The 16,096-nt window shown below is 44.2% G+C and carries 9 protein-coding genes; 7 read left to right on the top strand and 2 right to left on the bottom strand.

Going from position 1 to position 16,096, the window contains the following annotated elements:
- The first annotated feature begins 95 nt into the window (after positions 1 to 95).
- The 7 genes from PSM36_RS16285 (at position 96) to PSM36_RS16255 (ending at position 14,226) form a co-directional block, all read left to right on the top strand.
- Positions 96 to 1,088, top strand: a complete 993-nt coding sequence (locus PSM36_RS16285; protein WP_232001476.1) for an efflux RND transporter periplasmic adaptor subunit — start codon at positions 96 to 98, stop codon at positions 1,086 to 1,088.
- A gap of 30 nt (positions 1,089 to 1,118) precedes the next feature.
- Positions 1,119 to 3,431 carry an ABC transporter permease gene (locus PSM36_RS16280; RefSeq protein ID WP_076931807.1) on the top strand — a complete coding sequence of 771 codons (2,313 nt, stop codon included), beginning with the start codon at positions 1,119 to 1,121 and terminating at the stop codon, positions 3,429 to 3,431.
- Between the two features lie 167 nt (positions 3,432 to 3,598).
- A complete protein-coding gene (locus PSM36_RS16275; RefSeq protein ID WP_076931806.1) occupies positions 3,599 to 5,932 on the top strand; it encodes an ABC transporter permease in 2,334 nt (777 codons plus the stop codon).
- A 187-nt stretch (positions 5,933 to 6,119) separates the two neighbouring features.
- The gene (locus PSM36_RS16270) at positions 6,120 to 8,486 is read left to right on the top strand and encodes an ABC transporter permease (protein WP_076931805.1); all 2,367 of its coding nucleotides are present in this window, start codon (positions 6,120 to 6,122) and stop codon (positions 8,484 to 8,486) included.
- Positions 8,487 to 8,535: 49 nt separating this feature from the next.
- Positions 8,536 to 10,878 (top strand): ABC transporter permease, encoded by a 2,343-nt coding sequence (locus PSM36_RS16265; protein WP_076931804.1) that lies wholly within the window; start codon positions 8,536 to 8,538, stop codon positions 10,876 to 10,878.
- 244 nt (positions 10,879 to 11,122) lie between these two features.
- The gene (locus PSM36_RS16260; RefSeq protein ID WP_076931803.1) at positions 11,123 to 11,797 is read left to right on the top strand and encodes an ABC transporter ATP-binding protein; all 675 of its coding nucleotides are present in this window, start codon (positions 11,123 to 11,125) and stop codon (positions 11,795 to 11,797) included.
- Positions 11,798 to 11,898: 101 nt separating this feature from the next.
- Positions 11,899 to 14,226, top strand: coding sequence for an ABC transporter permease (locus tag PSM36_RS16255; protein ID WP_076931802.1), 2,328 nt, complete (start codon positions 11,899 to 11,901; stop codon positions 14,224 to 14,226).
- 156 nt (positions 14,227 to 14,382) lie between these two features.
- Here PSM36_RS16255 and PSM36_RS16250 read toward each other — a convergent pair whose 3' ends face one another.
- Entirely contained in the window at positions 14,383 to 15,546 is a 1,164-nt protein-coding gene (locus tag PSM36_RS16250; protein WP_076928794.1) for an IS4 family transposase, read from the bottom strand.
- A 215-nt stretch (positions 15,547 to 15,761) separates the two neighbouring features.
- On the bottom strand, positions 15,762 to 16,076 hold the full coding sequence (trxA, locus tag PSM36_RS16245) for a thioredoxin (RefSeq protein WP_019538335.1): 315 nt from the start codon (positions 16,074 to 16,076) through the stop codon (positions 15,762 to 15,764).
- Positions 16,077 to 16,096 lie beyond the last annotated feature (20 nt).

Below are 16,096 nucleotides of genomic sequence, written 5' to 3'. Positions count from 1 at the left end.
ATTGCCAATGAATCAATATAACAGAAATTACACATTCTATTTCCGAGATCCCAATTCCAATATCCCGAATTTTTCACTTTTCTCTATTTTGAATCTTGAATGTGGAAGAGGGTGCCAACGTGCATAAAGGTGATGTGATTGTCCGTCTGAGCAACCCGATGCTGAGCCTGAATATACTCGACAGCGAGGCTCAACTGGCCGAGAAGCAGAATTTCCTGCGTAACACACAGGTAGCTATGGAGCAGGACCGACTGACACTGAAAAAGGAAAAACTACAACTCGACTTGGACGTTACCCGCAAACAGCGCAAATATGAACAATACAAAAAACTATACGAAGAGGAGTTGGCTTCCAAAGAAGACTATCTACAGGCAAAAGAGGACTATGAATTTGCCGTAGACGGGCGACAGTTGGTCGTGGAACGGCAGAAGCAGGACTCTCTCTACCGCACCGTACAAATCGACCAGATGGAGGAGAGTTTGCACAATATGCGCCAGAACCTGATGTTGATTCGCCAACGGAGCGAGAACCTGAATATCAAGGCACCGGTAGACGGCCAGTTAGGCCTGCTGGATGTGGAGATCGGACAAAATATCCCTACAGGAGGGCGTATCGGACAGATCAGCGTATTGTCCGACTTCAAAGTAGAAGCCATGATCGATGAACATTATATCGACCGGGTGAGAGCCGGATTGGATGCCACGTTTGAACGGCAGGATAAAAACTTCGCACTACGTGTCCGGAAAGTATTCCCTGAAGTGCGCGACAAGCAGTTCAGAACCGAATTCATGTTCGAGGGTGAGCGTCCCGACAATATCCGTGCCGGACAAACCTATTATATCAGCCTGCAATTGGGACAGCCGGTGGAAGCAGTCCTGATACCCCGCGGGCCGTTCTATCAGACCACCGGCGGACAATGGATCTTCGTCGTCACACCCGACGGAAAGAAAGCCGTGAAACGCAGGATCACCATCGGACGGCAAAATCCCAACTATTACGAGGTAACAAGCGGACTCGAGCCGGGTGAAAAAGTGATCACTTCCAGCTACGAAACATTCGGTACCGCCGAAGAATTGATTTTGAAATAGATTAATGTGCCAATATGAATAATAAGACTAATGAAGCTAATTATCAATAATTTCAAGCAATTTGTAAAATCATCAAAAGCGGTATTCTTTTTCAATATTGCAGGTTTTACCGTGGCATTCACCGCCTTTTTTGTGATTGCGATTCAGGTGTATTATGATTTCAGTTTCAATAAAAACTTTGAACATTCCAATGAAATACACCAGTTCATCCGCTATCATCATGCCAATGGCAGTAGCTTCTGGACCATCAACCAAGTGTTGCCCGAAGAAATAAAGGATAAGATCCCCGAGGTGAAAGCCTATTGTCTGCTGCAGCAAACGAATCGAATGGAAGTGACCGCCGAAGTGGACGGAGAAAGAAGTGTGCATACCACGTGGTATGCACAGGCTACACAAGGATTTTTCGATGTTTTTACACCCGAAATAATCTCCGGTAGCATCGAAAAAATATTTGATGTACAAGGTAAGGCATTGATATCAGAGGAAACTGCCAAACAAATTTTTGGAGATAGGAATCCGTTGGGACAAACACTCCAATCCGGACAGTCGACATTTACCATTGCGGCTGTCTATAAGGATTTCCCTGAGAATTGTACGCTCCGCAACGGCATATTTAGTTATATGTTCCCGAATAATCCTTCCAACTGGAACTACCAAGGTTATTTTCTTATTGAGCCGGGAAGTATCGACAGCGTGATGGAGAAGCTTAACAGTGCAGACATTTGGGGCGAAGAGATGTTTCGTAAATTCAGTGAAAATCCTGAGGAGAAAATCGAATACCAGCTTCCGGCGCTGAAAAATATTTACCTGTACGGATACAATAAACGAATCAATACCACCCTGTCACTGTTGGCTATCGGAATCATCCTTTTGTTGATTGCATTTATCAACTACACTAATTTTGCCATTTCTATGGCACCAGCCAGAATAAGAAACGTCAATATCCATAAGATTTTCGGAATAGATCCTATGCGGCTTCGTTTGGCCATCGCGGCAGAGGCAGTACTGTTTACCCTCTTTTCCCTCGCCCTTTCCCTGGTCTGCCTGCACTATTTCAAAGGATCAGGATTGGCATCCAATTTTGTGGCCGACCTCTCCATTGAAAACAACCGGCAGCTTATCACCGTCATTTCAGCTTCAATTCTCTGCCTCTCATTAATTATCGGTATTTATCCGGCCATTTATACCACCTCTTTTAATGAAGCATTCGCCATGAAAGGGTCTTTCTTCCTTTCACCTAAAGGCGTGATACTTAGGAATTCACTGATCTTATTCCAGTTTACAGCCTCCATCGCGTTGATCTGCATCTCGGGGATGATAAAGATGCAGAACGATTACATGCAAAACTACTCGTGGGGATTTCAGAAGGAGAACATTGCTTATCTCCACGAGGGTAACCCCAGTATCGACCTCGAACTGTTGGGAGACGAACTGAAACAAAACGGCTCCGTCATCGATTACACGTTATCATGGAATTTGCCCGGCAGGATCGGTATGAGTTGGAGCCGGAATTTTGAAGGAAAATACATAGACTACTTTCATATTTGGCCTGTAACACCCAATTTCTTCGATTTCTTCGGGGTGAAAATGGTCGCGGGAGATAATTTCCCAGAAGAGAGGGATCGGGAAAAGATCATCTTCAATCAGGAATTCATGAGAGTAAATGATTTTACCGAAGATATTATTGGGAAGGAGTTCGAGGGATTCAGCCCCTCCAATATTCTCGGTGTAGTGGAAAATATCAACTTCGAATCGCTGCATGAACCGATAAAACCGATGGCGTTTGTTGTTTTCCCTGAAAAAAGCAACTACCAGTACCTTTACCTAAAACTTTCCGGTAATGATCTTCCTGCCAATATCACGCGGATAGAGCAAACATGGAAAAAATTCAGCTACAGGCCATTCAACCTGAGGTTTCTGGATACTACAATGGATAACTTATATAAAAATGAGATCAATACAGGCAACTTAATCAGTGCTTTCGGGCTTATTTCAGTACTTATTGCTATGATGGGCGTATATGGTCTGGTATTGTTCAATACACGCTACAAGACAAAAGAAATTGCTATCCGGAAAATCAATGGAGCAGACGAAGGTGAGATATTACAATTACTCAACCGGAATATGCTTCGGCTGTTGTTGGTCTCTTTTGTGGTGGCAGTTCCAGTATCACTTCTGGTTATCAACAACTGGATGGATCGATTTGCCTACAAAGCACAGATTCCCTGGTGGCTCTTTGTTGGTTCAGGTCTTCTTGTGCTGCTTATTTCGGTTGTAACCGTAAGCTGGCAAAGCTACAGGGCCGCAATCGCCAACCCTGTGGATTCACTGAAAACGGAATAAACCAATGTACCAATGAGACTAATGTGCCTAATCCCGATAAATCGGGACAAGTAGCGACTAATAATTTAATCATTTGCGATTTAATTGGCATATTGCCACATTAATAGATTAGCACATTAGCTTAGGTTCCGGGTTCTAACAGTCTTGGCTCTTAAAAAAACAGTGATATGAATATCTTTAAAAACTTTTTCGGCCTGCTGAAGACTTTCAAGTCATCCTCCCTGATCAATATTGTCGGGCTGTCCGTGGCGTTGATCGTATTCTTTATTGTAGCCATACAGGTACATTATGACTTTACCTATGACAGGTCATATAAAAACACGGATAAGCTGCTTCAATTCAACCAATACAATGTAAACACAGGAGCGGCGGCTACAAACGTAAACTTTCAGATCCCGGCACGGATCGCGCAGGCTGCTCCCGAGATTGAAAATTATTGTATGGCAGCATTTTGGGGAGAGCAGAAATTCGATATTGACAAGGGTGTTACGTCGCCGGAAACCTATTCAATATACCTCTCCCGCACAACGCCCGGATTCTTTGACATATTCACCCCTGAGATTCTATCCGGCGACACAACCGCCCTTTTCTCACAACCCGGCAAGGCGATGATTTCCGAAAAAACGGCCCTACGCGTGTTCGGAGATGAAAATCCGGTCGGAAAAACCATGCGTTTCCGGTATAATAAGAATGAACTGATGATCGCTGCCGTCTATAAAGATTTCCCCGACAACAGCAGCCTGCCGAACGGGTTGTTTACCCACCTGCCTGAAAATGATGAGACGGAATGGAGTTTCAACTCTTATTTCCTGGTAAGCAAGGGGGATCATACAGCCATTCAGGAAAAGCTGAACAATAAAGAGATCCTCGGTGAAGGATGGGCCAAACACAATGAAGAGAACCCAGACAAGAGAATCGAATTACGACTGACTCCTCCCGGCGATCTGTATCTGAACAATGCCGGAAAAGGAGGCAGCAAACGCATCAACACAACCTATACGTTGCTGGCGATAGGAATAATTACGGTTTTTATCGCATTTGTAAACTTTGTGAACCTGTCTGTAGCGATGGCACCCGCCCGCGTACGCAGCATCAATATCCGTAAGATTCTGGGGGTTGACAAAACGAAGTTGAAATTAACGGTGGCAACGGAAAGCGTGTTCTTTACCCTGATTTCAATCATTATCGCCCTGATCGCGATATTCTACCTCAGAACCACCACATTCGCAAAAGAGATATTCGCTGCCGATCTGTCATTTGGGCACCATCTTCCCTTGCTGATAGCCGTATCCCTGATTTTACTCATCGCATCCTTTCTTATAGGACTTTATACGATGCGTTACTGCACCTCGGTTGACGAATCGGAAGCACTGAAAGGGTCTTTTTCGTTGAATAAGCGAAGTGTAAAACTGCGCAACACACTGATTGTTTTCCAGTTCGCCACGGCCATCAGCCTGATCGGTGTAACCATGTTCATAAAGCAACAAAACGACTATATGCTGCGCTACGACTGGGGAATATCCAAAGAGAACGTGGTGTATGTCCCCCTTTCCGGGCTTGGCCGTGAAGCGCAGACTTTCGGGCAGGAGCTGCTACGTGATTCACGTATAAAGGACTATACTATTACGCGCGACATACCCGGAAGAATAGGCATGTCGTGGGGAAGGGAGTTTGAAGGGAAACAGATCAATCTCAGGGTATGGTCGGTCGATAACAGGTTTTTCGATTTCTTCGATATCAAGATCCTTGAAGGACGCAAACCGGAACAGATGGATTCGGTGGTATCGCAGATCGTAGTCAACGAAACGTTCCTGAAGAAATATGAATTTACAGGCGATATAGTAGGGAAAGATTTCGACGCGTTCGGGCCGGGGCGCATACAGGCAATTGCCCAAGATATCAATTTCGAGACGCTGCACGAAAGCATCTCTCCAATGGCTTTCGGTGTGCTTAGCAGATGGCAGAATTTCAATACTTTTATGATTAAACTTTCGGGCAATGACGTGAAAGGGAGCTTGGATTATATTGAAAGTACCTGGAAAAAGTTCAGTCAAGACCCGTTCGAGGTGCATTTTCTGGATGGGGAGATGGATAAGCTATACAAGACCGAAACAAATATGGCCTCCTTGATTGCTATTTTCGGATTAGTCATCGTAGCAATAGCCGTTATGGGGGTTTATGGCCTGATACTGTTTGACGCGAAATCCAAATCAAAGGAAATAGCCATCCGGAAAATCAACGGATCAACCGAGAAAGAGATCCTGTTCATGCTGAATCGTACGGTTTTACTACAACTGTGCATCGCATTTCTCATAGCGACACCGGTGGCATACTACGCAATCATGAAATGGTTGGAGAACTTCTCCTATAAAGTACCTTTACATTGGTGGATTTTCCCGTTATCCGGAATTATTGTCTTGTTTATCGTGGTACTGACCGTAAGCGGTCAGAGTTGGCGTGCCGCTATCGCTAATCCGGTGAATTCTCTGAAAACGGAGTAAATTGAAGTGATGATTTACTGATGTGATGATATGATAATGAACTTAATGTGCCAATATACCAATCCCGATAAATCGGGACAACTTGTCCCGATCTTCGTGAAGTAGTGAATAATGAGACTAATATAAGGAAAAGTGAAAATTTTACTTTCATGTCTTGATTCTTGGCTCTTGATTCTTAAGAAACAATATGAACAACCTAAAACTAGCATATCGTAACCTGTTCCGAAAGAAGCAAAACAACCTGATAAAGATTCTCTCGTTGGGATTTGGTTTGGCAGTCGGACTGGTACTTCTCTCAAAGGTAAGTTTTGAGCGCAATTATGACGATTTTTATCCCGATGCAGACCGTATTTATCAGATTTGGTCAATCTTATCAGGAAGAACGAATGAGACAGGACTGGATCAATGGGGGCAAGTCAGTGGCGCAATAGCTCTCGGCATGAAAGCAGAGCTCCCGGAAGTTGAAATGGCAACGCGGTTTACACCTTTGACCGATGAAGATGCTGTTTTCTCCACATCTGATAAAAAACGGTACAAAGGAACCTTTATCATGGCTGACAGCTGTTTCTTTGATGTGCTTCCCCGTCCGGTGGTCACAGGTAATGCAAAGGAGATACTGTCCCGACCGATGTACGCTATGGTTTCTAAGTCCATAGCAGAAAAGATGGGAGGTGATGTAATGGGAAAACAGATACAATTAGAAACCTATCCCGGTAGAGAATTGATCATAGGAGGGATATACAGGGATGTCCCTGAAAACTCCCATCAACGTTATGATGTGATTGTGTCACTCAATTCGCTACCCTCTTTTTTCAGTTTAGACGGACGGGAAAATTGGCTGGGAAATGACCGCTATCGGGCGTATGTGAAACTGCATCCGGGGACTGATCCCACAAAACTGGCTCTTGCCGTCCGGAGTATGCAAAAGAAACATCAGGACATAGAGTCGGTAGAGGCTAAAAACGGTTGGACTCTCACCTATGCTTTTCAGCCATTAAAATCAATTCATAGCGGCTCTCCCGAGGTCAAGAGGATGACACTACTGCTTACAATTATAGCTTTCGCACTGATTCTTACCGCTATCCTGAATTATGTACTGATTGTGATCACCGCATTGGTAGGCCGTTCAAGGGAGATAGCAGTATATAAATGTTATGGGGCTGAAAACCGGAATGTGGGTAGTTTAATAATGACCGAGACATTACTTCATTTTGTCTTATCCCTGCTGCTTGCCGGTTTACTTGTATTCAGTTTCAGGGGAACGATAGAGAATATGCTTTCTGCATCATTGGTTTCATTGTTTAGTCTCCGTTCTTCCCTCTATCTGGCGGTAATTGCCATTCTCATCTTTCTATTTACCGCATTTGCTCCCGCTTATATTTTATCCCGTATTCCTGTGGCAAGCATTTTTCGGGGTACAGGACAGATCCGGGCAAGATGGAAACTGATATTACTTTCGGTGCAATTCGCTGCGGCAGCATTCCTTTTTTCGTTGTTAGTCATTGTCAGCAAACAATATAATCTGATGACCAATGATAACCCGGGTTACTCTTATAAGAACGTCTTACATGCAGATGCTACCGGTGTACCGCAAAGTACTGTCCAGACGGCCATAGACCGGTTACGTCAATTGCCACAGGTGGCATCCGTGGCGACAGCGAGCACTCTCCCGTTCGAGGGTATATCTGGTAATAATGTGGTTATACCCGGCGAGGAGCGTGAACTGTTCAATATTGCCGATATGTACTGGGCAGACGAGCATTACGTTCCATTGATGGAAATACTCATTATCGAAGGGAAATCATTCGACGTTGACAGTAGCCCCAATGAAGTGATTGTCAGCCGGTCATTCAAAGAAAAAATGAAAGCAATAGCCGGATGGAACGATGTGGTTGGGAAGGATATAATTATTACTTGGCATGGGTTGAGCCGAATCGTGGGGGTATATCCGGACATCCGGCTGGGTTCAATTTCCGATCAGGATATGCGCCCGTCGGTACTGTTTTTCAGAGGTACTCCAAATAGCAAGTTGATCGTCAAGCTCAAAAGAATGACAGGTGAGAACATCGAACAGGTATATGATATCCTGCAGGAAACCATGTCCGAAAAAGAAGTCACACTTTCGCCTTACAGCGACAGTATGATAAAGATGTATTCGGGTGAACGGCGATTCCGTGATGCTATTTTTATCGGGGGATTAATTACCGTACTCATTACGCTTATAGGGTTAATTGGTTACATCAATAGTGAAATGTTGCGGCGTAGGGCCGAAATTGCGATCAGAAAAATCAATGGGGCAAACCTGAGCGAGATATTAAGATTATTCATGAAAAATATCCTTGTTATTGCTCTGTTGGCCTGCGCGGTAGGAGAAGTTGCAGCTGCCTTGGTGGCATCTAAATGGATGGAGAATTTTACTGAGAAAATCGGATTGTCTCCGTTTTTATTTATCGGATGCGGAGTCATTGTGGTATTGTTTATCGAATTGATTGTGGGTATGAATTGTCTGAAAGCAGCCAACCAGAATCCTGTCGATTCGCTGAAGAAAGAGTGAATTAATGTGTCAATGTGCCAATGAGAATAATGAGCCCTAAAATAAAAATATGAACATTCTAAGATCTTACAAGCGTACCCGATTTTTCTTATGGGTGAATATTACCGGATTAGCCATCGGATTGGCGGTTTCTATTATGCTAATCCTATTCGTGGTAAATGAATTGAGTTACGACAAGCATTTTGCGAACAGCGAACGGATTGTGCGATTGATTACCGTCTGGGAAGGAAAAGACCAGACTACTAACTATGCCATCAATATGCGCAAAGCTTACACGGAACTACCGGCAAAAATTCCTGGGGTGGAAACAGCTGTACAACTCTATCGGAGAGGAACATTAGAGGTAACTCGTGAAAAGGAGCGTTTTCAGAATGTCCGTACTTTATGCGTTGACCCTGAATTTTTCAACGTATTTCAGATGACGTTTGTGGAAGGAAATGCCCAGACGGCATTGGACAATACCAATTCAATTGTGCTGACACGCCGGCAAGCCGATATAATTTTTGGAGATAGTCACAGTGCGATCAATCAAATACTCAAAATCAGCGACCAGGATTATACTGTTTCGGCAGTAGTTGAGAATCTCCCGGCCAATACCCACTTCTCATTCGATGCATTACTTCCCATGCAATCCATCAGTCATTGGATGGAAGGTATGCAGGGATTGGAATTTCTGACCTACTACCTGATCAGTCCGGATGCATCGCCCGGCGATGTCAGGATCGCTATCGAGAAAGAATATTCCTCTATCACTGCTGCTTTCGGCGAAGCATTCAATGCGAAAATTTATGGCAAAACAGATAAACTGACTGATGTTTATTTACATTCCGATGGATTCAGCGGCAATATTGGAAGGATGGGTGACATACGCCTCGTCTGGCTCCTGTCGGGACTATCACTGTTTATATTGCTGCTCGCCGTCAGCAACTTCATCAATCTATTTATCGCGCAGGGTGAAACCCGTATGCGTGAGATTGGTATCCGTAAGACTAACGGTGCGGCTATCGCTGATATTGTCCGTCAGTTCTTTTCCGAGGTATCAGGTATCGTATTGATCGCCTTTATCATCGGTGTGATCCTTACGATCATACTTGCTCCCTATTTTTCGGAATTGATCCACAGGGAGATTGATATGGCCCAGCTATGGAATCCCTCTTTTATCCTGTCGGCCATTGGCCTTTTCATCATGACCGTTGTTTCTTCGGCATTTTATCCTGCGCTATATCTCAGTCGCTTCAGTCCGCTCGATATCCTGGGTAAAAGAATCCGGTTTTCAAAACGCAGGTTGATGGTGGGCGTAGTGATTTTTCAATCCATCATTACCATTGTGCTTGTGTCTTTTATCATGATCGTCAACAGCCAGACCAATTATCTCAAAAATATTCCCCTCGGATATAATCCTGAAAATGTAGTGACTGTTCCCCTGAACAGAACAATCTACAATAGTTTTGATGCGATAAGACAGGAATTGCTTTCCGTGCCTGAAATAAAACAGGTAAGTGCTGCGCAACATACTTTCGGAGGGGGATACAGCGGACAGCGGATCAGCCTGCTCGACAACAAAGAGGAGAGACATGGCATCGGAGAATACCGGATCATGCCGGGAATATGTGAGTTGATGGAACTGCAATTGCTTGAAGGTGATTTTTTCAAGGAAAACGCTCCCGACAGCGTCAATCAGATCGTGCTGAACGAAGCTGCCGTCAAGATGCTGGGGCTATCATACCCGGTTGCCGGGAAATCTGTGATGTATACAGGAGGGATTACCGAAATAGTTGGGGTTGCAAAAGATTTTTGTTATGCATTTCCAGCCGATAAAATTGAGCCAATGGCTTTGAGTAAAACAAGCGGAGGCAATTTGATATATATCCGTTTCAGGGAGGGAACAGACCGTAAAGAGGCAATCGAAAAAACATTGGCTGTATTTCATCAGTTCGATCCCGATTTTATTCTGAACTCAACATGGAGTGAAGATATCTATACCGGAAAGTTTGAGACCTTCACCACCACTTCTAAGGTAATCACATTGGCATCATTGCTTTCGATATTTATTGCTATGTTGGGACTGGTAGCCATACACTTATATACGACGGTTCGTAGGACAAAAGAAATAGGAATCCGCAGGATCAACGGGGCCAACTCCTCATCGATATTCAATTTATTGACAGGTGATATTGTCAAATGGATTGTGATTGCCGGAATCGTAGCCGTCCCCATTATCTATTATATGGCAACCAACATGCTAAATGAATACAGCAATCATACTTCATTGAACTGGACAATGTTCGTGATTCCCATATTGATCCAATGCATCATTGCCATTCTGGCTACATCCGGAGTGACGCTGTGGGCTTTGCACCAGAATCCAGTGAATGCGTTGAAGAAAGAGTGAACTAATAAGACTAATGTGCCAATCCCGATAAATCGGGACAAGTAGTGTAGTGCTTAATGTGGTTAATGATGAAAATATATAATGTGAAGAATTTGGGATATTGGGTTGGAGAGTTGGGTTTCTCTACTCTACTTTCTTACTTTCCCACTCTCCCACCTTCCCACTTCTTCACTTCAGACTTGACTTTGTTCTCGTTCTTAAGAAAATTCCAACAAATAATTTCTAAAATAAAAAAGCAGCAATTATGATTAAGATTAACGATTTAAGAAAAGTATTCCGTACGGAAGAGGTAGAAACCATCGCGTTGAACAATATCTCAATGGAAGTAAAAGAGGGTGAATTTGTGGCCATCATGGGACCGTCGGGTTGTGGTAAATCCACCCTGCTGAATATCCTCGGGCTACTGGATAATCCCACATCGGGCGAATATTGGCTCGACAATAAGGAGGTAGGGCATCTTAAAGAAAAAGAACGCACGCAGACCCGTAAGGGCAAAATTGGTTTTGTGTTCCAAAGTTTTAACCTGATCGAAGAGATGACCGTATATGAAAATGTGGAGTTACCGCTTACCTATCTCAAAGTAAAAGCATCGGAACGCAAGAAACGGGTGGAGGAAGTGCTTCGTCGCATGAATATCAGCCACCGTGCGGGACATTTTCCCAACCAGCTTTCGGGTGGTCAGCAGCAACGTGTAGCCATTGCCCGCGCCGTCATCGCTAATCCCAAGCTGATTCTTGCCGATGAGCCAACCGGTAACCTCGACTCGAAAAACGGGAAGGATGTGATGGATCTGCTCACCGAACTCAACAGGGAAGGAACCACCATCGTGATGGTAACCCACTCACAACACGATGCCTCGTTCGCACACCGCATCGTCAATCTGTTCGACGGACAAATCGTCACTGAGGTGCAGATGTAATATAAACCTATGGCAACCGGCAGTCGACAAGTTATCTCCTTGCACAAGGGATAATACTCCTTCATTGTCAACTGTCAACTGTCAATTGTCAATTAAAGGATATGCCCAACTTAAAAACCTATCTGAAATTCCTGTCGCGAAACAAACTCTACACGTTTGTTTCGATCGTAGGCTTTTCCATCTCGTTGATGTTCGTCATCATTCTGGGATTGTACGTCAAGCAGGAATTATCGACTGATGATTTTCAAGAAAACAAAGACCGTATCTTCCTGATGACACACGACAAGCAGGCTCCCTTCGGAAATACGATAGCACAGTACGTGAGGGACAATGCACCGGAGGTGGAATCTTTTGCGCGGATACACTCCCGTTCCCTGGCGATAGGACAGAAAGGGAATGATAAGGTTGAGGCACAGGCACTGTTTGCCGATTCCACCTTCTTCCGCATTTTTTCTTTCCCGCTTATCGAAGGAGATCCGGAGCGGGTGTTGGAAGCTCGTAAGAGCGTGGTGATAACCCGGACTTTCGCCGCCAAAATATTCGGCTCGGAAAATCCGGTTGGCAAAAGCCTGTTCATCAGCGACGAAGAGCATACCATTACCGGCATTATGGAGGATATGCCGGTAAACTCCATCCTGCTCAAAGCCGATTTTGTCGCAAACTATAACTCCATCACGATCTTTTGGGATGATCAGATTCTCGAAACGCCCAACAATTTCGGATTTAACATGTTCTTCCTGACAAGGCCTGGAACGGATCTTCCTTCAAAAGCCCCGATGTTGCTCAAGTTATTCAAAGAGGAGTTCTGGTATTTCAGAGATGGCTATTCCGACGACCTGGAATTTATGCCGCTCAAAGAGGCCTATTTCAAAGCAGAAAGGTCGGGGTTCAATGATCTGCATTTGAATAGTAGGAGCACTATCACCATCTATATGGCTATCGCCATTCTAGTATTGGTGATTGCCCTCCTGAATTATATCAACCTCACGGTAGCACAAGCAGGATTCCGTGGAAAGGAGTCTGCCATCAAAAAGCTATTGGGAAGCAGCAAAGCCAATCTGGTATCCCAATTGCTTGCCGAATCACTGCTGATAACCACTATCACCTTTCTGGCGGGCCTACTGCTGGCGTTCCTTGCAGAGCCATTCTTCAACAACGTACTGAACACCACACTCGATCTGGCGCATCAGTTTACCCCGTCCATGATAGCGGCATCTATCCTGTTTCTACTTATTGTTTCGTTCTTGGCAGGTATCATCCCGGCCCTGATCATCTCCAACTTCAACCCACTCGAAGTGGTGAAAGGAACCTTCTCCAGAAAAGTAAAATCGTCCTACTCAAAAGGACTAATCATATTTCAATATACAGTCGCTACAGCATTGCTTATCTGTGCAATCTTTATCCAGCAGCAATCCGTTTTTCTGATCAACTACGACATGGGTTACAACCGTGAGGGCATTCTGGAAATATCCAATACGGGATTGGGTGTAAAGCAGATAGATGGCTTTAAATCAAAACTTTTGGGAATTCCGGGGGTGGAGTTGGTGTCATTCTCAAGCGGTACACCTCTCAACGGCGGAGAGAATTACTCATACACCGATAACGAACAGCACTATAGCTTCCAAGAATTTCGTATCGACTCTGCCTTTCTGCAGATATATGGAATCACAATTGAGCCGACCGGAATTACACCCTCGAAAAACATCTTCTACTGGTTGAACAGAAGCGGCTACAAGGCCGTAGAAGTGGATTCTGTCACACAAACATTCCGCCCTTGGGGTAATGAGAATCAAGTGGAGATCGCTGGCATCTTTAGCGATTTCAAGATACGAAACCTCTATAGGGATTATAGCCAACTCCGGATACGGTGGCGACTATGGAATGAAGAACCACAGCATATCATCGTAAAGATGACACCGGGAACCGATTATTACGCTACCGCAAAACGTGTCGAAAAAGAATATATCCAGTATACCGAGGGCGAACTGTTCAATGCCCGGTTTGTAGATGAGGGAATTCAGCAGAATTATGAAAGCGTACTGAAAATGTCATCTATCATGAGTGCCTTTACCTTACTGACCATTATCATTATGGTAATGGGGGTATTCGCCATGTCGCTTTACCTGATCCGACAGAAGGAGAAGGAAATCGCCTTGCGTAAGATCAATGGCGCTACCGAAGAGGAGGTGATGCTCTTGCTTAACCGGGATTCTCTGAAGAGAGTGGCTATCGCTTTTGTGATCGCCTGCCCCGTCGCTTATTATGTGATGACGAAGTGGTTCGAAGATTTCTCCTATAAGATTGAACTTTCATGGTGGGTATTTGTCGTTGCCGGACTGGCAGTGCTTTTACTCACACTGGTTTCGGTAAGCTATATGACGTGGAAAGCTGCTCGTGCCAACCCCGTGGAATCATTGAAGGGAGAGTAGTTCAATGTGCCAATGGATCAATATGCCAATGAGACTAATTAGAAGAGAAGTCTGAAGTTGAGAAGTGAAGAAGTCAAGATTTGACAACGCCGATTTGCAATTCATTGTCAATTATCCATTGTCAGTTCACAAGTGTCCACTAAAAATTGGACACGGTTAAAAGTTGAATAAATTTAGTTCACTCGAACCATAGAGATCTTTGACATCATTGATATTCTTTTTGTCGAACAAGTCCCGCAAATGGGTCTTGTCGGTAAGCGAGATTCCAAGAATTTGAAGGACTTCGTAGATGCTGCGTTCCAATTTCATGCCGTGTTGAACTATTGCTACAAGGCAATAAGTAATTATTGCACAATAGATTTGGACACGCACGGCATTCTCTGATGTACCCCAGAACTTCTTGATTCGGAGATGTTGCTTCACCCATTTGAAGAATAGTTCCACACTCCACCGATTGCGGTAAAGTTCCGAAATCAGAGAGGCCGTGGCTGTCAGATTATTGGTAAGAAAAATGTATTTGCTACCATCCTCAGGATCGATGCAAATCACCTTTCGCAGTTCCTCCGGATAAACCTTGGTGCTTTTATACACGGTGAAAGTGCCGACTATGTCGGAAACGATGCCTCGCGCAAGTCGCCTTTTCCAAGTTCTCGGCTTCATCTGGACGTTGTTTTTGGCTCTCAGAACGAAGAATCCTTTAGTGCGGTGAATAGTGTACAGGTTGCCGTAATCGTTGTAGCCGCGATCGAAAATATAATGGGCCCCTGGCTCGTATGGTATCTCAAGCATAGCCTTGGAATCGTGTACGTTTGCCGGAGTAATATGCACGAAAGCAGGAACTTGAGCCTCTATATCGTAAAGCGTGTGCATCTTGATGCCGCCTTTATGCTTACGGAATTTAGCCCATTCGAACACCGACAGACACAGGTCAATCGTAGTCGAATCGAACGCATAGACATGCCCTTCAAGCTCGAAGATTTTGTCAATCCGCCGCTTCCTTGCCTCGTTGATCATGAACTTGGCATAGTCCTCGAATATACGATAGTCGCGCTGCTCATTAGCCTTGCTAAGATTGCTTCGGGTCACCGACTTTCCCATTCCAAGATGGTAAAGTTTGCCGCTATGCGCCTCGGTCGCTACAATTAGATCGCGGAGGCTTTCGCGGTTGGTCAGTTGCCCGAACATCATCGTAAGTAGCTGATTCCAACAGGTAAAGCTCTTGACGTATCTATCACCTTCATACTTGCGTACAAGGTAATTGAAGTGATTCCTATCCATGAACTGGACTAATTGGGAGAAAACGAATGGGTCTTTATGCATAACGGTCTGATTCTGACCGCAAAGATAAATTCAAATCCGTTGACTCGAAAATCGGATACAATAAATTGAATATCAACAATTTCAAAGAACTATTATGATTTTTTAGTGGACACTAATGATACAATTATTTAAAATTTTGATACAGACTCTGTTATTAACAAAAAAATCCCGACAATTTATGCCGGGATATTTTTTTAATAATATAAATAGTTTATTTATACTAACTTATCGATTTTCTCAGTAAAAAGGGTTTTGGGGCCTGCACCTACCAGTTTGTCCACCACTTTTCCGTTTTTAATGAAAAGCACGGTAGGGATATTGCGGATTCCGTATTTGCCGGTAGTTTCGTCGTTCTCATCCACATTCAGTTTGCCCACAACCACTTTATCCTTGTATTCTTCACCGATCTCTTCGATGATGGGTCCGATCATTTTGCAGGGGCCGCACCATTCAGCCCAGAAATCTATGACCACCAGTTTGTCTGTATCCAATACTGAGTCAAGGGTTGCATCTGTAATTTGAAGCGCCATAATTTGTCTTTTTTGTTATT

The organism is Proteiniphilum saccharofermentans (assembly GCF_900095135.1).
Taxonomy (GTDB): domain Bacteria; phylum Bacteroidota; class Bacteroidia; order Bacteroidales; family Dysgonomonadaceae; genus Proteiniphilum; species Proteiniphilum saccharofermentans.
This window is presented reverse-complemented; position numbering and strand designations above follow the sequence as displayed.

Bases quoted from the DNA above. Each gene is read 5' to 3' on its own strand.
- trxA (WP_019538335.1), bottom strand. From the start codon at position 16,076: ATGGCGCTTCAAATTACAGATGCAACCCTTGACTCAGTATTGGATACA.
- PSM36_RS16280 (WP_076931807.1), top strand. From the start codon at position 1,119: ATGAAGCTAATTATCAATAATTTCAAGCAATTTGTAAAATCATCAAAA.
- PSM36_RS16265 (WP_076931804.1), top strand. From the start codon at position 8,536: ATGAACATTCTAAGATCTTACAAGCGTACCCGATTTTTCTTATGGGTG.
- PSM36_RS16275 (WP_076931806.1), top strand. From the start codon at position 3,599: ATGAATATCTTTAAAAACTTTTTCGGCCTGCTGAAGACTTTCAAGTCA.
- PSM36_RS16260 (WP_076931803.1), top strand. From the start codon at position 11,123: ATGATTAAGATTAACGATTTAAGAAAAGTATTCCGTACGGAAGAGGTA.
- PSM36_RS16255 (WP_076931802.1), top strand. From the start codon at position 11,899: ATGCCCAACTTAAAAACCTATCTGAAATTCCTGTCGCGAAACAAACTC.
- PSM36_RS16250 (WP_076928794.1), bottom strand. From the start codon at position 15,546: ATGCATAAAGACCCATTCGTTTTCTCCCAATTAGTCCAGTTCATGGAT.
- PSM36_RS16270 (WP_076931805.1), top strand. From the start codon at position 6,120: ATGAACAACCTAAAACTAGCATATCGTAACCTGTTCCGAAAGAAGCAA.